Genomic DNA, 17,199 nt, shown 5'->3' with positions numbered 1-17,199 from the left:
TATTTGTTTTTAATATGGTATAAAGCGCGCCGTCTTTTTACAAATAAATTCTTAAATGATTTTTTGTATTTAAGGCAAACACAATTTTATTTTAACACACACACGTATCGTCACATACACTTGGGTGCATTTGAAGTTAATTAAACTTCGGTGTTGGTGCTATGGGATATGTGGAGGCCTAACCCTAAACTACATAGAGGATTTACAAAATGGCAAACGTTTCAATGCGCGATATGCTTCAAGCTGGTGTTCACTTTGGTCACCAAGCACGTTACTGGAACCCTAAGATGAAGCCTTTCATCTTCGGCGCTCGTAACCGTGTTCATATCATCAACCTTGAGCAAACTGTACCAATGTTCAACGACGCACTTAAGTTTTTAACTGGTGCTGCAGCAAACAAAGGTAAAGTACTTTTCGTTGGTACAAAACGCGCAGCAAGCGAAGCAGTTAAAGACGCAGCTATCGCAAGCGATCAGTTTTACGTTAACCACCGTTGGTTAGGTGGTATGTTGACTAACTGGAAAACAGTGCGTCAATCAATCAAGCGTCTTAAAGACCTTGAAATCCAAAGCCAAGACGGTACTTTCGAGAAATTAACTAAGAAAGAAACGTTAATGCTTAACCGTGAAATGGAAAAGCTTGAAAAGAGCCTTGGTGGTATCAAAAACATGGGCGGTCTTCCAGACGCGCTTTTCGTTATCGATGCTGACCACGAGCACATTGCAATCCGTGAAGCAAACAACCTAGGTATTCCAGTTGTTGCAATCGTTGATACTAACTCTAACCCAGACGGTGTTGATTACATCGTACCTGGTAACGATGATGCTATCCGTGCAATCAACCTTTACACTACCTCTGTTGCTGCTGCAATCACTGAAGGTCGTGAAAACAACATCGTTGCTCAAGCTGAGAAAGACGATTTCGTTGAAGCTGAGTAATTAGCTGTCATCAAGTCTTCATCTAAAGTTGGATGAAGACTTGCTATTCTTGTAGAGCGGGTAACCCGCTTATCTAACCTGAATTCAGATTTGAGGATTTACTAATGGCTGTAACTACTGCCCTAGTTAAAGAATTACGCGAGCGTACTGGCGCTGGCATGATGGATTGTAAAAAAGCGTTAACTGAGACTGATGGTGACATCGAGTTAGCGATTGAAAACATGCGTAAGAGCGGTGCTGCAAAGGCTGCTAAAAAAGCAGGTAACATTGCTGCTGAAGGTACTATCATCATCAAGCAAAACGCGGGTGTTGCAGTACTTGTAGAAGTTAACTGTCAAACTGACTTCGTTGCTAAAGACGAAAGCTTCCTAGCATTTGCTAACAAAGTTGCTGACGCTGCGATTGCTGACACAACGACTATCGAAGACTTACAAGCTAAGTTTGAAGAAGCACGTGTTGAGCTAGTAACTAAAATTGGTGAAAACATCAATGTTCGTCGTCTTCAGTACATCACTGGTGAGCAACTAGTTGAATACCGTCACGGTGAGCGTATTGGTGTTGTTGTTGCAGGTGTTGCTGATGAAGAAACACTTAAGCACGTTGCAATGCACGTTGCTGCTTCAAACCCAGATTACCTAACGCCAGATGACGTACCTGCTGATGTTGTAGAAAAAGAAAAGCAAGTACAAATCGATATCGCGATGAACGAAGGTAAGCCTGCTGAAATCGCTGAGAAAATGGTTGTTGGTCGTATGAAGAAGTTCACTGGTGAGGTTTCTCTTACTGGTCAAGCTTTCATCATGGAACCGAAAAAATCTGTTGGCGAAATTCTTAAAGAGAAAAACGCGACAGTAACTAGCTTTGTACGTATGGAAGTTGGTGCAGGTATCGAGAAGAAAGAAGAAGATTTTGCTGCTGAAGTAGCTGCGCAAATTGCTGCTGCAAAAGGTGAGTAAGATTAACTATTTGTGATGTAAAAGGAAAATACATGAAATTAAAGTACTATTTGCTTTTGCGTCACGCATAGAAATTCTTTAAAATAACCGCGCTTTTATGTTTATCATAAGCGCGGTTATTTTTTATCCATAATTTAATAAAAGTTGGCCCCAATACTATGACTATCAATCGTAAACCTATTTTTAGACGTGTTCTTCTCAAATTAAGCGGTGAAGCTTTAATGGGAGACGAAGGCTTTGGCATCGATCCAAAAGTACTTGATCGTATGGCACAAGAAATTAAAGAGCTAGTAGAACTCGACGTAGAAGTGGGTTTAGTTATCGGTGGTGGTAACTTCTTGCGCGGTGGTTCACTTGCCGAAGCAGGTATGAATCGTGTAGTTGGCGACCACATGGGCATGCTTGCAACGGTAATGAATGGCTTGGCAATGCGTGATGCGCTGCATCGTGCATTTGTTAACTGTCGTTTGATGTCAGCCATTCCATTAAACGGTGTGTGCGATGCATACAATTGGGCTGAAGCAATTAGTTTATTAAAAACGGGCCGCGTGGTAATTTTTGCTGCGGGTACGGGTAACCCATTCTTTACAACGGATTCTGCAGCGTGTTTACGCGGTATCGAAATTGAAGCAGACACTGTCATAAAAGCAACGAAAGTTGATGGTGTATTTAGTGATGATCCGGTGAAAAACCCTGATGCAACACTTTACCGTCACTTAAGCTACAATGAAATCATTGATAAAGAATTAAAAGTAATGGATCTCGCTGCATTCACATTGGCACGTGATCATAATATGCCATTGAGCGTATTTAATATGAATAAATCAGGCGCGTTAAAGCGTGTTATTATGGGCGAAGAAGAAGGCACTCTTATCTCTTCACAAGCCTCAGATGAAGTAACTAACTAGATTAGGATTGAACCGTGATAAACGATATTCAAAAAGATGCTGCAGAACGTATGCAGAAAAGTGTAACGGCACTTGGCAGTCAATTATCTAAAATTCGTACTGGCCGTGCTCATCCGGCACTTTTAGATGGTATTATGGTGTCATATTACGGTGCTCCAACGCCGTTAAACCAAGTAGCTAACGTTACAATTGAAGACTCACGTACACTTGCACTTAGCGTATTTGATAAGTCACTTGCACAAGCGGTAGAAAAAGCAATTATGGCTTCTGATCTTGGTTTAAACCCAATGTCAGCAGGGGCGGTAATTCGTGTACCACTTCCACCATTAACAGAAGAACGTCGTAAAGATTTAATCAAAATCGTACGTGGTGAAGTTGAAGGTGGCCGTGTGGCTGTACGTAATATTCGTCGTGATGCAAATGGCGATATCAAGAGCTTATTGAAAGACAAAGATATTTCTGAAGATGAAGCACGCCAAGCAGAAGATGAAATCCAAAAGCTTACTGATAAGTTCATCAAAGAGATGGACACACAGTTAACTGCGAAAGAAGCTGAGTTGATGGAAATCTAAGCAGCTAAATAACCTGAATCTGGGTTATGAAATATATTAGTTTTGAAACGCCGTCTGGGGTATACTAGGCGGCGTTTTTTTATGGAATACTCGATATTTATGGTTCTTAACGCTGACAAAATTTCACAGCAATGTTTACCCAAGCATGTCGCTATAATCATGGATGGCAATGGACGCTGGGCTCAGGCTAAAAATAGGCCGCGTGTTTACGGGCATAAAAAGGGTGTCGATGCAGTAAGGCATTCGGTTCAGTTCTGCACTAAGCTGGGTGTGGAGTCACTGACTTTGTTCGCGTTTAGTAGCGAGAACTGGCAGCGTCCTGAAGATGAAGTTAGTACGTTAATGGAACTATTTTTGTTTGTACTAAGCAAGGAAGTGAAAAAGCTTCACAAAAACAATGTAAAGTTAACAATTATTGGTGACTTATCACGTTTTTCTGACCCCTTACGCAGTAAAGTTGATGCCGCGCATGAGCTTACCGCGAATAATACTGGGCTTAAGTTAAACGTGGCTGCCAACTATGGCGGCCGTTGGGATGTTGCGAATGCAGCAAAACAATTAGGCAAGCAAGTAGCTGCTGGACAATTAGATCCTGACGATATTACTGAGCAGCTTATGGCTTCGCAAATGAGTATGCATGATCAGGCTGAACCTGATTTGCTGATCCGCACTGGTGGCGATTTGCGCATAAGTAACTTTTTATTATGGCAAGCAGCTTATGCTGAGCTTTATTTTACAGATACGCTTTGGCCAGACTTCAATGAAGCTGCTTTTGCTGACGCTATCGCCTGCTACGTTGCCAGAGAGCGACGATTTGGTTGTACCGGCGAACAAATAAAACAATTACTCGCCGAAACCTAATTAAAAGGGTAACACTTTGCTAAAACAACGAATTTTAACTTCTTTAGTGCTAGCGCCTTTGGCGCTGTTATTAGTTTTTTATACGCCACTGACTTTATTTAGCTACATTGCTGGCGCTATTGTTCTTTTGGGGGCCTGGGAATGGTCTGCATTTATGGGCTTATGCGATAAACTTAAGCGGATCGCTTTTGTCGCATTTATCGGTGTATTTTTAGCTTTGTTGAATTGGCATTGGCCGATAGAATCGTTATGGATTGACGGTCAACTCGTCGGCGATGCAAATTACATATTTACCTTGTCATTTTCTTGGTGGATTGTCGCAACCTATTTAGTATGGCGTTACCCTGCAATGGCTAAAGCATGGAATGAAGGTTTAGTGATGCGAGCAATTGCAGGTATTTTAACCTTAGTACCATTATGGCTTGCACTTAACACTCTTCGCAGCGCTAATTACCTTGAATCAACCCATTTTGGCTCAATGTTAATCCTGGTCGTTCTCGGTATTGTATGGAGTGCCGATATTGGTGCTTACTTTACTGGTAAAAACTTTGGTAAACATAAACTAATGCCTAAAGTAAGCCCAAATAAAACAATTGAAGGCCTCGCAGGTGGTGTTGTGGCAGCCGTAATTTTTGTTTTAGCGTTTTGTCACTTTAGTGATGTTGATATGAACGTTTGGCCTATTTATGCCGTAATGACAATTTTTATCGCTTTATTCTCTGCGATAGGCGACTTATTAGAAAGTATGTTCAAGCGCGAGGCCGGTCTCAAAGACAGTGGCTCATGCTTGCCAGGTCATGGTGGTATTTTGGATAGACTCGACAGCTTAACCGCCGCCGCACCTATTTTTGTTTTGTGTTATGCCTGGACGCTTAGTTTATGAGTTGTAAGCAGCAACTAGTTATACTTGGTGCAACAGGCTCTATTGGTATAAGCACATTAGATGTTGTTGAGCGTAATCAAGATAAGTTTGAAGTATTTGCTTTAACCGCAGGCAGTAATGCAAAAAGTATGGCCCAGCTATGTATAACCCATCAACCTGAATTTGCGGTTATGGCGACTACTGACGCAGCCAAACAGTTAAACCAATATTTAGCAGGAAGTGATTGTAAAACAATTATTCGCAGTGGCGCTGAGGTGATGGCCGAGCTTGCTGCTCACCCGCGTGTTGATGCTGTTATGTCAGCTATTGTCGGCGCGGCTGGGCTGATGCCAACGCTGAGTGCTGTTGAAGCCGGTAAAAAAGTACTCCTTGCAAACAAAGAATCATTAGTGATGTCAGGTCAGTTGTTTATTGACAAGGTAAAAGAGCACAAAGCGACACTATTGCCAATAGACAGTGAGCATAACGCGATATTTCAATGCCTACCTAGCGCTTTGCAGGGCTCGCAAAATAATACCAAGCTGGCACAGCATGGGGTGAGCAAAATTTTACTTACAGGTTCTGGTGGCCCGTTTTTAAATCGTGATATTGATACCCTTGCAGCGGTGACTGTGGCTGAAGCTGTGGCTCATCCTAATTGGTCAATGGGGCAAAAAATTTCGGTTGATTCAGCCACGATGATGAACAAAGGGTTAGAGTTCATTGAGGCCAAGTGGCTATTTAATTGTCAAGCCAGTGACATCGAAGTCGTGATCCACCCGCAAAGTATTATCCACTCCATGGTGCAGTATCAAGATGGCTCTGTGCTTGCGCAAATGGGGAATCCTGATATGCGTACGCCGATAGCCCATGCGCTAGCATACCCTGAACGTATAAGTGCAGGTGTTAAGCCGTTAAACTTCTCGCAAATAGCTGACTTTACGTTTACTAAACCTGACTTTATGCGTTATCCAAATTTACAATTGGCAATGACCGCCTGTGAAGCCGGGCAGGGGGCGACCACAACGGTTAATGCTGCAAACGAAGTGGCTGTTGCCGCTTTTTTAAAGGGTGAAATTGCTTTTACAGATATTTACCGTGTAAATGCACACACCTTAGATGCCACTGCGAATGTGAATGTTCATACCCTAGATGAAATCTTAGCGTGTGATCAATTAGCCCGTGAGCAAGCAGTACAACAAATACGTAAGGTACAACGCTAATATGTTCGATTTTTTCTGGAATCTAGGTTCGTTCATTCTGGCACTCGGTATTTTAGTGACAGTGCATGAATATGGTCACTTTTGGGTAGCGCGAAAAGCAGGGGTAAAAGTACTGCGTTTTTCGATAGGTTTTGGTAAACCGCTATTAAAGTGGCACGACAAACAGGGCACTGAATATGTGATAGCAGCAATTCCACTTGGTGGTTATGTGAAAATGCTGGACGAACGTGTTGATGAAGTCCCTGAATCTGAGCGCCACCTTTCTTTTAATGCTAAATCAGTGCAGGCACGGATTGCCATCGTTGCAGCAGGCCCAATGGCTAATTTTATATTTGCTATTTTTGCCTTAGCAGCAATGTATATGGTGGGTGTGCAATCGATCAAGCCGGTGGTTGGTAGCGTTAATGAAGGCAGCCGAGCAGCACAGGCGGGTATTACTGCCAAGCAGCAAATAGTCAAAATTGGCGATGATGAAATTACCACATGGCAAGATGCTACTTTCTCACTAATGGCAAGTTTAGGGGATAGTCGTGTTGCTGTAACCGTGCGCGATGAGCAATATCAAGAACAAGTAAAAACAATAAATATCGATGGCTGGAAGTTAGACCAACAAGACGTGCCACCTTTAGCGTCATTGGGTATTGTACCGTTTAGACCTAATGCGACATTAGAAGTCGCGGCAATTACTGCAAATTCAGCCGCTGCTGAGGCAGACTTAAGAGTTGGCGATACAATTATTAAGGTAGGTGATGAAACAATAAGCAGTTGGCAGCAATTAGTTAATCTTATTCAGCAATCAGCTAACAAATCATTACAATTTAGTGTAAAAAGACAAGATAGTATAGAGCAGCTAATTGTAACGCCTAAAGCAAGAAATACCGCTGATGGGCAGCAACAAGGCTTTTTAGGTGTCGCGCCAGTCGTAGAACAGTGGCCTCAGGGGTATATAGAGACTAGACATTATGGTCCACTCGATAGTATTGTGCTGGGCATACAAGAAACATGGCGCTTAATTAGTTTAAGTTTTGACATGATCGGTAATTTAATTACAGGTCAGGTGTCGGTAAAAAATTTAAGTGGACCTGTCGGTATTGCTGTTGGGGCAGGAACTAGCGTAAGCTATGGTTTTGTTGCCTTTTTAAGCTTTTTAGCATTAATAAGTGTTAACTTGGGTGTATTTAATTTATTACCCCTGCCAGTGCTTGATGGTGGTCACTTAATGTATTATATAATTGAACTTTTCCGTAAAAAGCCGGTCTCTGAGAAGACGCAAGAATTTGGTTTTAAAGTGGGAGCCTTGCTACTCATTTTTCTAACATGCTTCGCTTTGTTCAATGATGTATCTCGTTTATAAATAATAGCGGCAGTTTCGAATTAAAACACGATTGTAAAACACCAGTCGTTTTAGTGTAGGTGTTGAGCGGTAATACAGTTGTAAAGGATAAAGATAATAAAATGGCTATAAAAAAACATTTGGCAGTAACAAGTTTATTAGGGGCGAGCTTTGCGGCCCTTGGCCAAAACTCCTTTATTGTTGACGATTTAAAAGTTGAAGGTTTACAGCGTGTAGCACTTGGTGCTGCATTAACGCATATTCCAATCAATGTCGGTGACAGTGTAGATGACTATACAATTTCAAAAACAATTAAGTCATTGTATAGCTCAGGTCACTTTGACAATATAAAAGCATTACGTGATGGCAATAATGTTATTTTTAGAGTAACTGAACGCCCAACAATCAGTGCTATTGAGTTTGATGGCAATAAAGATATTAAAGACGAACAGTTAACTCAATCGTTAGAGCAGCAAGATATTCGCCAAGGTGAACCACTTGATAAAACCGTGGTTGATAACATTGAAAAAGGCTTAATTGAGTTTTTCCATAGTATTGGTAAGTATAACGCTAAAATCGATATCAGCATTACCAAGCTTCCGCGTAACCGCGTAAAACTTAAACTTGAGTTTGACGAGGGGGATGCAGCTTCAATTCGTCAAATTAACTTAGTCGGTAATGAGTTGTTTTCTGACGAAGAGTTATTAGCACTGGCTGAATCACAACAAGATTTACCTTGGTGGCAGTTTATGGGTAGCGATCGCTACCAAAAGCAAACCATCGAAGGGGATCTGGAAAACATTCGCAGTTATTATTTAGACCGCGGTTATTTACGTTTTAATATCGACTCAACGCAAGTATCAGTCAGTCCAGAGCGTGAATCAGTGTATGTTACGGCTAATATCAGCGAAGGTGTTAAATATAAAGTTAAAGGCTTTGACTTCATTGGCGATTTATTAGGCCGAGAAGAGCTAATTAAAAGTGTTATCCCACTGCGTGCCGGTGAACTTTATAACGGCTCAGTGGTTACTTCATCTGAAGAGTTTATTAAAAGTTACCTTGCGCGGTTTGGTTATGCCAATGCCGAAGTACGTACCATTCCTGAAATCGATGATGAAAATAAAGAAGTGCAATTAACGTTATCTGTTAATCCAGGTAAGCGTGTGTATGTGCGTCGAATTATTGTTGGTGGTAACCAAAATACGGCTGATGAAGTCTTACGCCGTGAAATGACACAGCTAGAAGGCGCATGGCTTTCTAATCAAAACTTAGAGCGCTCTAAACTGCAGATTCAACGTTTGCCTTACATGGAAAGTGTTGATTTTAATGTGGTGCCAGTACCCGGTGTTGATGACCAAGTAGATGTCGACTTTACAGTAAAAGAGCAATCAGCGGGTAGCTTTAATGCGGGCCTTGCTTATGGTTCTTACCTTGGTCTGCAATTTAACATTGGTGTTACTGAGTCAAACTTCTTAGGCACAGGTAATCAAATTGGTTTTAATATCAATACTTCGCGTGGTTCAGAGCGTGTAAGTTTATCTTATACAGACCCGTACTTCACTCCAGATGGTGTATCGCAAGGTAGTAGCATATTTTATAGTAACTACGATGCGAGTAAGTTTAGCTTAGTTGATTATAAATCGAAAAGTTATGGTATCGGCACCAATATTGGTTTCCCTATTGATGCGGTAAACCGTGTTAACTTTGGTGTTCGTTGGATCCAAGAAGAGCTTTCAGAGATTGCTGAATACGAACAAACACGTGTTATGCGTGAAACCTTCTTAGACCCTGAAAACCCAGATGCCGGATTTGACTTTACTAAGTATGAGCTTAGTGTCGGTTGGTCACGTGTCACAGTAAACCGTGGTTTATTCCCAACTGCTGGTTCACGTCAAACGCTTAATTTGACTGGAACGACACCAAACTCAGACTTAACCTACTTTAAGTTAAACTATGATTCGCGTTTTTATTGGCCAATCAGTGATAACCATCGTTGGGTATTCTCAACCCGTGCCGCATTGGGTTACGGCAATGGTTATGGCAACACCAATGGCTACGATCAAACATTACCATTCCAAGAATACTTCCGTATAACAGAAATGGAATTACGTGGTTTTGACCGAAATACTATTTTACCACGTGCTATTTCACGTACGCCGCAACTTATTCCTGGCACACCATTGCCAGATGGTACCTTGACTGGCAGTATAGGCGGCGCGTCAGAGTTTGATGTACTTACTCCTCAAGGGCGAATAGGTGGTAATGCCAAAGCCGTTGCGGGTATGGAGCTGATTGTTCCTACTCCATTCTTAGATGAAGAGAATACAAGCTCTGTGCGTACCAGCTTCTTTGTTGATGCTGCTAACGTATGGGATACAGAATTTAACGTTGACCGTTATCAAAGTTTAGGACCGGATGAGCGCGCAAAACTAGAGGATTATTCAGATCCTATGCGCTTTAGGGTTTCAACCGGTTTATCATTACAGTGGATCTCACCTATGGGTCCAATGCTGATTAGTTTTGCGTATCCATTGCAACAAGAAGAAGATGACGATACGAAGACCATTAGCTTTAATATTAGTAACACTTTCTAAAGGAGTTTTTTTGTGAAAAAATCATTTAAATCATCAGCTATCGCTATTTTAGCAACACTTATGATGGGTACATCTGCGAGCGCATTTGCTCATAAAGTCGGTATTGTAGACATGCAAGAAATCTACAAGCAAATCCCGCAAATGGCGAAAGTAGAACAAACGCTTCAGACTGAATTTGCTGAGCGCCGTCAAGAGCTAGAAAAGCTACAAGGCGACATTCGTTTTGAAGCAGAAAAATTCAAGCGTGAAGCTACCACTATGAGTCAGGCACAAAAAGATGCGCTTCGTGAAAAAGTTGAAGGCATGCAAAAAAGCCTTGCTGAGAAAGGTCGTCCTTTAGAGCAAGAAATCAAAGCACGTCAAAATCAAGAATTAGCGAAAGTACAAAAGCTAATTATTGATGCAATTCAAGAAGTTGCTAAAGACGGTAAATACGATGAAGTTAAAGTAAAAGACACTACGATTTACTTTAACCCGAAAACGGTTTCTGATTTATCAGATAAAGTTGTTGAAAAAGTAAGTAAGCAATAGAAATATAGATATGCAAAATTACACGCTTTCGCAGATTGCGGAACTTCTGGGCGCCGAGCTTGATGGTGATGGCGCTCTAGAAATATCAAAAATAGCGACTCTTGCAAATGCCCGTTCTGGGCATATTGCATTTTTAGCGAATAAGAAATATCGCAGCCAGCTGGATGACACACAAGCTAGTGCTGTCATTTTATCTGCAGCAGACGCAAAGTATTATCAAGGTAATAAGCTGATTGCAGCGAATCCTTACAATAGCTATGCACAGCTTGCCCAAATAATGGATACGACCCCAGCTTCTGCAGCTTCCGGAGTCCACCCTAGTGCAGTTGTTCACCCAGATGCAGTCATCGCTAAAACTGCCTCTATCGGGGCTAATGCCGTGATTGAAGCGGGAGCAGTTATTGCAGATGAGGTGCAAGTAGGGGCCAATTGCTTTATTGGTCAAAATGCGAAAGTAGGGCGCAATACGAAGTTTTGGTCAAATGTATCTGTGTATCATAATGTTGAAATTGGTGAAAACTGTTTATTTCAAGCAAGTGCAATCATTGGTAGTGATGGCTTTGGCTACGCAAATGATAAAGGCCAATGGATTAAAATACCGCAATTAGGCGCTGTAATTATTGGCGATAAAGTGGAAATCGGTGCGGGTGTCACAATCGACCGAGGCGCAATAGACGATACCATTATCAACAGTAATGTCATTATTGATGATCAAGTTCACATTGCCCACAACGTAGAAATCGGTTCAGGTACCGCCATTGCTGGTTGCACAGTTATCGCAGGGAGTACTACAATCGGTAAAAATTGTCAATTTGCGGGACTAGTTGGTATAAATGGTCACATTGAGATATGCGATGGTGTTATACTTACCGGTATGAGCATGGTCACTAAAGCTATTACAGAACCTGGAATTTATTCATCAGGCATACCTCACTCAAGTAACAAAGAGTGGCGTCGTAATATTGCTCATTTACGTAATTTGCCAGAGATGAAAGATCGCCTTAAAGCGCTAGAGGCTCTGACTAAGTCATTAAACGTTGATAATTAATAAGGATGCTATTTTGGCAAACGAATTAAATAGCCTAGATATACAAGATATTTTGAGCTTACTTCCGCATCGCTACCCGATGTTATTGGTTGATCGTGTACTGGATTACACGCCGGGTGAGTCACTGCATGCTATTAAAAATGTGACGGCTAATGAGCCTATTTTCACAGGTCATTTTCCAAATCAACCAATTTTCCCTGGTGTACTTATTTTAGAAGCGATGGCACAAGCGACTGGTTTACTTGGTTTTAAAACTGTCGAGAACCGTAGTGAAAATGAGCTATACTTATTTGCAGCTATTGATAACGCACGTTTTAAGCAACCAGTTGTCCCTGGCGATACTATGCATTTGCATGTAGAGTTTTTAAAAGAGCGCCGCAATATATGGAAGTTTGCAGCAGAAGCAAAAGTTGATGGTAAAGTAGTATGTACTGCTGAAATCATGTGTGCGAGAAGAGAGCTTTAATTGTGATCCATCCTACAGCGATAATCGAATCAGGTGCCAAATTAGGTGATAATGTTTCTGTTGGGCCATACAGCTATATTGGAAACGATGTAGTTATTGGTGATAACTGTATTATTGAGTCTCATGTTGTTGTTAAAGGGCCATCTACTATTGGCTCTGGCAATCATATTTTTCAATTTGCGTCGGTTGGTGAAGCCTGCCAAGACAAAAAATACAACAATGAACCTACCACACTGATTATTGGCGATAATAATGTCATCCGTGAATGTGCAACCATTCACCGCGGTACCATTCAAGATCAAGGTGTTACTAAAATTGGTAGTAACAACTTGTTCATGGCGTACACTCATGTTGCCCATGATGCAGTGATTGGTGATAACGTTATTTTTGCTAATAATGCGTCAGTTGCTGGCCATGTACACATCGGTGATTGGGTTATCCTTGCTGGTAACTCTGGCATACACCAATTTTGTAAAGTGGGAGCGCATGCTTTTGTTGGTATGTACTCAGGCGTGAACAAAGATGTACCACCATTTGTTACAACGATTGGTACACCTGCAGGCCCTGTTGCCATTAATACCGAAGGTATGAAGCGCCGTGGTTTTGAAAGTGATGAAGTAATGGCGACACGCCGTGCTTATAAAACACTTTACCGTAAGAGTTTAGGTGTTGATGAAGCAATTGCTGCACTGAGCGAAGATGCTGCTAAATATCCTGCAGTACAGCTTATGGTTGATTTTGTAAAGAATTCAGAGCGCGGGATTATTCGATAATCTTTGCGTTTTTAAAAGCCACCGCTTAGCAATAACCGGTGGCTTTTTTGTATTTGTTTTTTAGCGCTAATTCAGCCCTAGATCATTTAGTGTAAGTATACTTGGAGCAACTTATCGTTGAGGAAGCTTATTTTGTACAAAGTGATCACAACCAGTATTATCATTAGTGTGTTGTTTGGTTGTAGTAGCGTACCATCAGCGGGGTTAAGTGAGCAGGGGCAGGCTAGCTTCTATGCAGATAAATACCAAGGTCGACTAACCGCCAGTGGTGAATCATTTAGCCAGAAGGCTTTTAGTGCAGCTCATAAAACCTGGTCGTTTGGTACTAAGGTCAGGGTGACAAATTTAGCAAATAATAAAACGGTGATTGTTACAATCAATGACCGCGGGCCATTTGTTCGCGGCCGAGTTATTGATTTATCTAAACAGGCGTTCATTGAAATCGCTGATCTAAATGATGGATTAATTGATGTCCGTATTACAACTATCACATCGCCCTAGAATCGCGTGACTAAAGAGACATAATCGTGTTCATTCTGTAGCAATGACTGGTGCGAGTCTATGGCACGAATTTCACCCTGTTCGAGCCAAATAACCTGATCCATTTTGTTTAACAGCGCCGGATCATGGGTAATCGTAATAACAGTTTTCACTGCCATTACGTCCATCACGGTATCGATGACAGCGTGTTTGGTATGGTTATCTAAACTTTCTGTTGGTTCATCAAGTACAATAATAGCGCTATCGCGTAGCAACGCTTGGGCAATGGCGATACGCCGAGCTTGGCCTTGTGAAACAGTACGACCAGCAGTGCCTAAACGCGTTTTTAAGCCCTCAGGTAGCTGTGATAACCAAGGGCCTAACTGTGCTTGTTCACAGGCTTTTAATAATGCCTCATCAGTAGCTGCTGGCAGCGCGTACCTTAGATTTTGTGCAAGTGTGCCATCAAATATATGGTGTTGTTGCGCTACTATGGTTAATAACTCAAAGCGGTTATCTGTGGATAGAGTATTTAAATTGATTTGCTGATTGTCGCAAATAAGTTCAATCTTACCTGCTTGCGTTGGCCATAGCCCGCTGAGTAAGTTTATTAAGGTTGTTTTACCACTGCCACTAGGGCCCACTAGGGCAACTTTTTGTTTTGCATTGATGGTTAGATTTATTTCTTTTAGTGCTTTGCTCTGTGAGTGATAGTAATAATCAATGTCAGTAAATCTAATACCAAGAGGTTGGTTTTTTACTCTAATGGTCGCCGCTGGTGTATCTTTGCCAAGTTTATCTTCCAGCTCAAAAATACGTGCTGCTGCGCTAAGCGCATTAGGTAATTGGATAAATGCATTTGGCAGCGTTAAAACGGTTTCAAAGCTGGCCAAGACAAATAAGCTCATCATCGCTAATTCTACATTCGCTATTTCAGCGCTGCGTACTAAAGGGACTAAAATAATAATGCTGCCTAGCATGGTTAGCTGGGTAATTAATAACGTCAAACCGTCACTATTAGCCACGGCGCTGTGGCGTTTTTGAATATATTGATTGTAGTCGCGGTTGGCATTATCGCATTCGATAAGTTGCTTATCTGATGCCTGATAGAGAGCCAGCTCACGGGCCCCTTTTAATGAGTCAGACAAATGCGCACGTAGAAGTGCAGATTGTTCACGTTCTTGCGCTGCTGTTTTACTAAATTTATGGCCTAAAAACGCTGGGAGCAGTACGCCCACAATCATTAGCGCTGTAAAACACAATAATGCCACACTTGGGTTATATGCGCTCATAAACAGCATTACAACCGGTATGCTGATCAAAGCAACAATAATAGGTAATAACACATTTAAGTAAAAGGTATCCAATGCATCTACATCATCTTGCATGCGGCTGACTAAATCAGCACTGCGGCTCATGGCTAAATCCACATTGCTGAGCTTACTTAACGTGGAAAACACACTTACTCTAATTTCACTTAACAGTAAAAATGTCGCATTATGGGTTATTAAGCGCTCACCATAACGGGAGGCGGTTCTGACAATAGCTAAAAATCGGATCACCCCAGCTGGTGTAAAGTAATTCATGTGTACGGATGCAATCCCCGCGGCGGCCATGGCGGCTAAAAACCAGCCTGATATAGCAAGCAGGCCAACATTAGCAAGTACTGTCAGCGTGGATAAAAACGCGCCGAGCAATAGCATTCCCGCATGAGGCTTACATAGCTTTAATAAGCGGATAAAGTTACTCATGAGTCGCTCCTGCAATAGATAACTGCCAAAGTTTACCTTGCTGTTGACACAACTGCTGATAAGTACCTTGTTCGATTATTTTCCCTTGCTCTAAAACATAAATTGTATCTGCTTGGGTAATGGTATTTAAGCGATGTGCTATCACCATTACCAAGTGATCTTTTGCATATTCTACGATTGCGTTGTTGATTAGTTTTTCTGTTTGGCTATCGAGGTGAGCACTGGGTTCATCGAGCATAAGTATGGGGGCGCTTTTTAAAAACGCACGCGCTAGTGCAATGCGTTGTTTTTGTCCACCAGATAAACCTTCACCTTGTTCGCCTAATAAGGTATTAAAACCTCGCGGTAGTGCTTGTATAAATTCAAGGGCGCCGGCTTTTGCTGCTGCTTGCTCTAATTGGGCTTGGGTCGCATCGACTTTCGCAATACGTAAATTATCGGCCACACTCATATAAAACAGGGTAGGCTGTTGCGGGATCCACGCGATATGTTGCTGCCAGCTTTGACAGTCCAATGCTGAAAGGGGAGTATTATTAATGAGCACTTGGCTATTAGCTTGTAGGTGAAAGCCCAGTAAACAGTCAAATAAAGTACTTTTACCTGCACCGCTATCGCCAACAAAGGCAATTAAACCTTGGGCAGGAAAATGCAGGTTAATATTACTTATTCCTTCATTACTATGTGGGTAGCAAAAATTGAGCTGGTTAGTGCATACGCTTTTAATTGGCAATGTCAGTTGCTTTTGCTGCGCAGCCGGTAACTCTTCCTCTGCGTTAATTATATCAATCATATCAGCTGCCGCGCTGATACCTTCTAACCGTGCATGGTAATGGGTGCCCATTTGACGAAGCGGTAAGTAAAACTCAGGCGCTAATAATAAAACAACAAAGCCAGTGGCAAAATCCAATGTACCAAAAAAGAGTCGAAAGCCAATAATGACCGCCACCAACGCGACGCTAATAGTAGCAAAAAACTCTAAAGCAAATGCCGATAAAAACGCCACCTTTAACACGCTCATCGTTGAGGTGCGAAAATCGTCAGAGATTTTCGCGATATTATTAAGTTCACGACGGGTAGCATTAAAAAGCTTTAATTGACTTAAGCCGTTTAATCTATCAAAAAAGTAATTACCGAGTACAGAGAGTTGTTGCCAGCGTTGCTGGTTGATCTCTTCAGCTTTGTGGCCGACTAAAATCATAAAAAATGGGATCAGTGGGGCGGTAAATAAAAAAATCAGTCCGGCTTTATAATCTGTGGGAAATATGATCACCAAAATAGCTAAAGGAATGAGCGCACTGTAAGCGACACTGGGTAAATAATTTGCGTAATATTGATGTAAGGCTTCCACTCCATTATGTAACGTGTTTAGCGTAGCGCCATGGCCTTTTTGCTCGCTGTAGATAGGCCCAAGGCGATTTAACTTTGCCAGTAAGGTTTTACGCATAGCGGTTTTTATTTTCTGTGCCGCATAATGACTAATTCGCTCGCTAAGTGCTAAAAAGAGTGCACGCAGTAAAATTAATCCGGCTAAAGGCCATAGTAGGTACGTGATATCATCTAGTTGTTTATCTGCAAACATTACTAAATGGACAGCATTGGCGATTAAGTAGCACGAGGCTATCATCAGCAGCGCGTTTAATGTTCCAAGTAAAATACTGATTTTTAAAAGGCGTGAGCCACTGTGACTATACTGCTTTAGAAATGCGCGCAGCTTTATTTGCTGCGCGCGATCAGGACGGGGTTTAGTTGTCATTATGGCGTTTTAGTCTCTCATGCAACTCAAGTTCATCGTCAGCGATGCTGTCTTTATGTTGTTGAAACTCATACCACATCACATTAATAACGCCCAATGTACATGCGAGTAAAACACCTAGTATCCATGCGAAATACCACATAATTTGTC

The 17,199-nt window shown here is 41.8% G+C and carries 17 protein-coding genes; 14 read left to right on the top strand and 3 right to left on the bottom strand.

From position 1 onward, the window contains the following. Positions 1-209 precede the first annotated feature (209 nt). The 14 genes from rpsB (at position 210) to NQT69_RS03940 (ending at position 13,566) form a co-directional block, all read left to right on the top strand. Positions 210-938 carry a 30S ribosomal protein S2 gene (gene rpsB / locus NQT69_RS04005; RefSeq protein ID WP_256826412.1) on the top strand — a complete coding sequence of 243 codons (729 nt, stop codon included), beginning with the start codon at positions 210-212 and terminating at the stop codon, positions 936-938. A 104-nt stretch (positions 939-1,042) separates the two neighbouring features. Next, the gene (gene tsf, locus NQT69_RS04000) at positions 1,043-1,894 is read left to right on the top strand and encodes a translation elongation factor Ts (protein ID WP_256826411.1); all 852 of its coding nucleotides are present in this window, start codon (positions 1,043-1,045) and stop codon (positions 1,892-1,894) included. Positions 1,895-2,052: 158 nt separating this feature from the next. Beyond that, entirely contained in the window at positions 2,053-2,802 is a 750-nt protein-coding gene (pyrH, locus tag NQT69_RS03995) for a UMP kinase (RefSeq protein ID WP_087530699.1), read from the top strand. 50 nt (positions 2,803-2,852) lie between these two features. Continuing rightward, entirely contained in the window at positions 2,853-3,374 is a 522-nt protein-coding gene (gene frr, locus NQT69_RS03990; protein WP_306173974.1) for a ribosome recycling factor, read from the top strand. Positions 3,375-3,455: 81 nt separating this feature from the next. Next, complete coding sequence (locus NQT69_RS03985) at positions 3,456-4,235, top strand: isoprenyl transferase (RefSeq protein ID WP_256826409.1); 780 nt, start codon at positions 3,456-3,458, stop codon at positions 4,233-4,235. A 16-nt stretch (positions 4,236-4,251) separates the two neighbouring features. Then, complete coding sequence (locus tag NQT69_RS03980) at positions 4,252-5,118, top strand: phosphatidate cytidylyltransferase (RefSeq protein WP_256826408.1); 867 nt, start codon at positions 4,252-4,254, stop codon at positions 5,116-5,118. After that, positions 5,115-6,320, top strand: a complete 1,206-nt coding sequence (gene ispC / locus NQT69_RS03975; protein WP_256826407.1) for a 1-deoxy-D-xylulose-5-phosphate reductoisomerase — start codon at positions 5,115-5,117, stop codon at positions 6,318-6,320. The genes NQT69_RS03980 and ispC overlap by 4 nt, the downstream gene beginning before the upstream one ends. A 1-nt stretch (position 6,321) precedes the next feature. Then, positions 6,322-7,674, top strand: coding sequence for a sigma E protease regulator RseP (gene rseP / locus NQT69_RS03970; protein WP_256826406.1), 1,353 nt, complete (start codon positions 6,322-6,324; stop codon positions 7,672-7,674). Positions 7,675-7,775: 101 nt separating this feature from the next. Beyond that, positions 7,776-10,247, top strand: a complete 2,472-nt coding sequence (gene bamA, locus NQT69_RS03965; protein WP_256826405.1) for an outer membrane protein assembly factor BamA — start codon at positions 7,776-7,778, stop codon at positions 10,245-10,247. 12 nt (positions 10,248-10,259) lie between these two features. Then, positions 10,260-10,778, top strand: coding sequence for an OmpH family outer membrane protein (locus NQT69_RS03960; RefSeq protein WP_256826404.1), 519 nt, complete (start codon positions 10,260-10,262; stop codon positions 10,776-10,778). A 10-nt stretch (positions 10,779-10,788) separates the two neighbouring features. Beyond that, entirely contained in the window at positions 10,789-11,826 is a 1,038-nt protein-coding gene (gene lpxD / locus NQT69_RS03955) for a UDP-3-O-(3-hydroxymyristoyl)glucosamine N-acyltransferase (protein ID WP_256826403.1), read from the top strand. Positions 11,827-11,839: 13 nt separating this feature from the next. Beyond that, a complete protein-coding gene (gene fabZ, locus NQT69_RS03950) occupies positions 11,840-12,292 on the top strand; it encodes a 3-hydroxyacyl-ACP dehydratase FabZ (RefSeq protein WP_256826402.1) in 453 nt (150 codons plus the stop codon). Positions 12,293-12,294: 2 nt separating this feature from the next. After that, the gene (gene lpxA, locus NQT69_RS03945) at positions 12,295-13,065 is read left to right on the top strand and encodes an acyl-ACP--UDP-N-acetylglucosamine O-acyltransferase (RefSeq protein WP_256826401.1); all 771 of its coding nucleotides are present in this window, start codon (positions 12,295-12,297) and stop codon (positions 13,063-13,065) included. 132 nt (positions 13,066-13,197) lie between these two features. Next, the gene (locus tag NQT69_RS03940; protein ID WP_306173949.1) at positions 13,198-13,566 is read left to right on the top strand and encodes a septal ring lytic transglycosylase RlpA family protein; all 369 of its coding nucleotides are present in this window, start codon (positions 13,198-13,200) and stop codon (positions 13,564-13,566) included. Here the strand turns inward: NQT69_RS03940 and cydC are convergent. Genes cydC through cydX form a run of 3 tightly spaced genes read right to left on the bottom strand, consistent with a single transcriptional unit; the run spans position 13,563 to position 17,191 of the window. Next, positions 13,563-15,296 carry a thiol reductant ABC exporter subunit CydC gene (cydC, locus tag NQT69_RS03935; protein WP_256826400.1) on the bottom strand — a complete coding sequence of 578 codons (1,734 nt, stop codon included), beginning with the start codon at positions 15,294-15,296 and terminating at the stop codon, positions 13,563-13,565. The genes NQT69_RS03940 and cydC overlap by 4 nt on opposite strands. Beyond that, entirely contained in the window at positions 15,289-17,049 is a 1,761-nt protein-coding gene (gene cydD / locus NQT69_RS03930; RefSeq protein ID WP_256826399.1) for a thiol reductant ABC exporter subunit CydD, read from the bottom strand. Before cydD ends, cydC begins: the two co-directional genes overlap by 8 nt. Further along, positions 17,039-17,191: a cytochrome bd-I oxidase subunit CydX gene (gene cydX, locus NQT69_RS03925; RefSeq protein ID WP_256826398.1), complete on the bottom strand. Its 153-nt coding sequence runs from the start codon at positions 17,189-17,191 to the stop codon at positions 17,039-17,041. The genes cydD and cydX overlap by 11 nt, the downstream gene beginning before the upstream one ends. Between the last annotated feature and the right edge of the window lie 8 nt (positions 17,192-17,199).

This window comes from Pseudoalteromonas shioyasakiensis (genome assembly GCF_024518675.1).
In the GTDB taxonomy this organism is placed as follows: Bacteria; Pseudomonadota; Gammaproteobacteria; order Enterobacterales; family Alteromonadaceae; genus Pseudoalteromonas; species Pseudoalteromonas shioyasakiensis_B.
The sequence above is the reverse complement of the archived record's forward strand: the minus strand, read 5'-3'. Positions and strand labels throughout refer to the sequence as shown.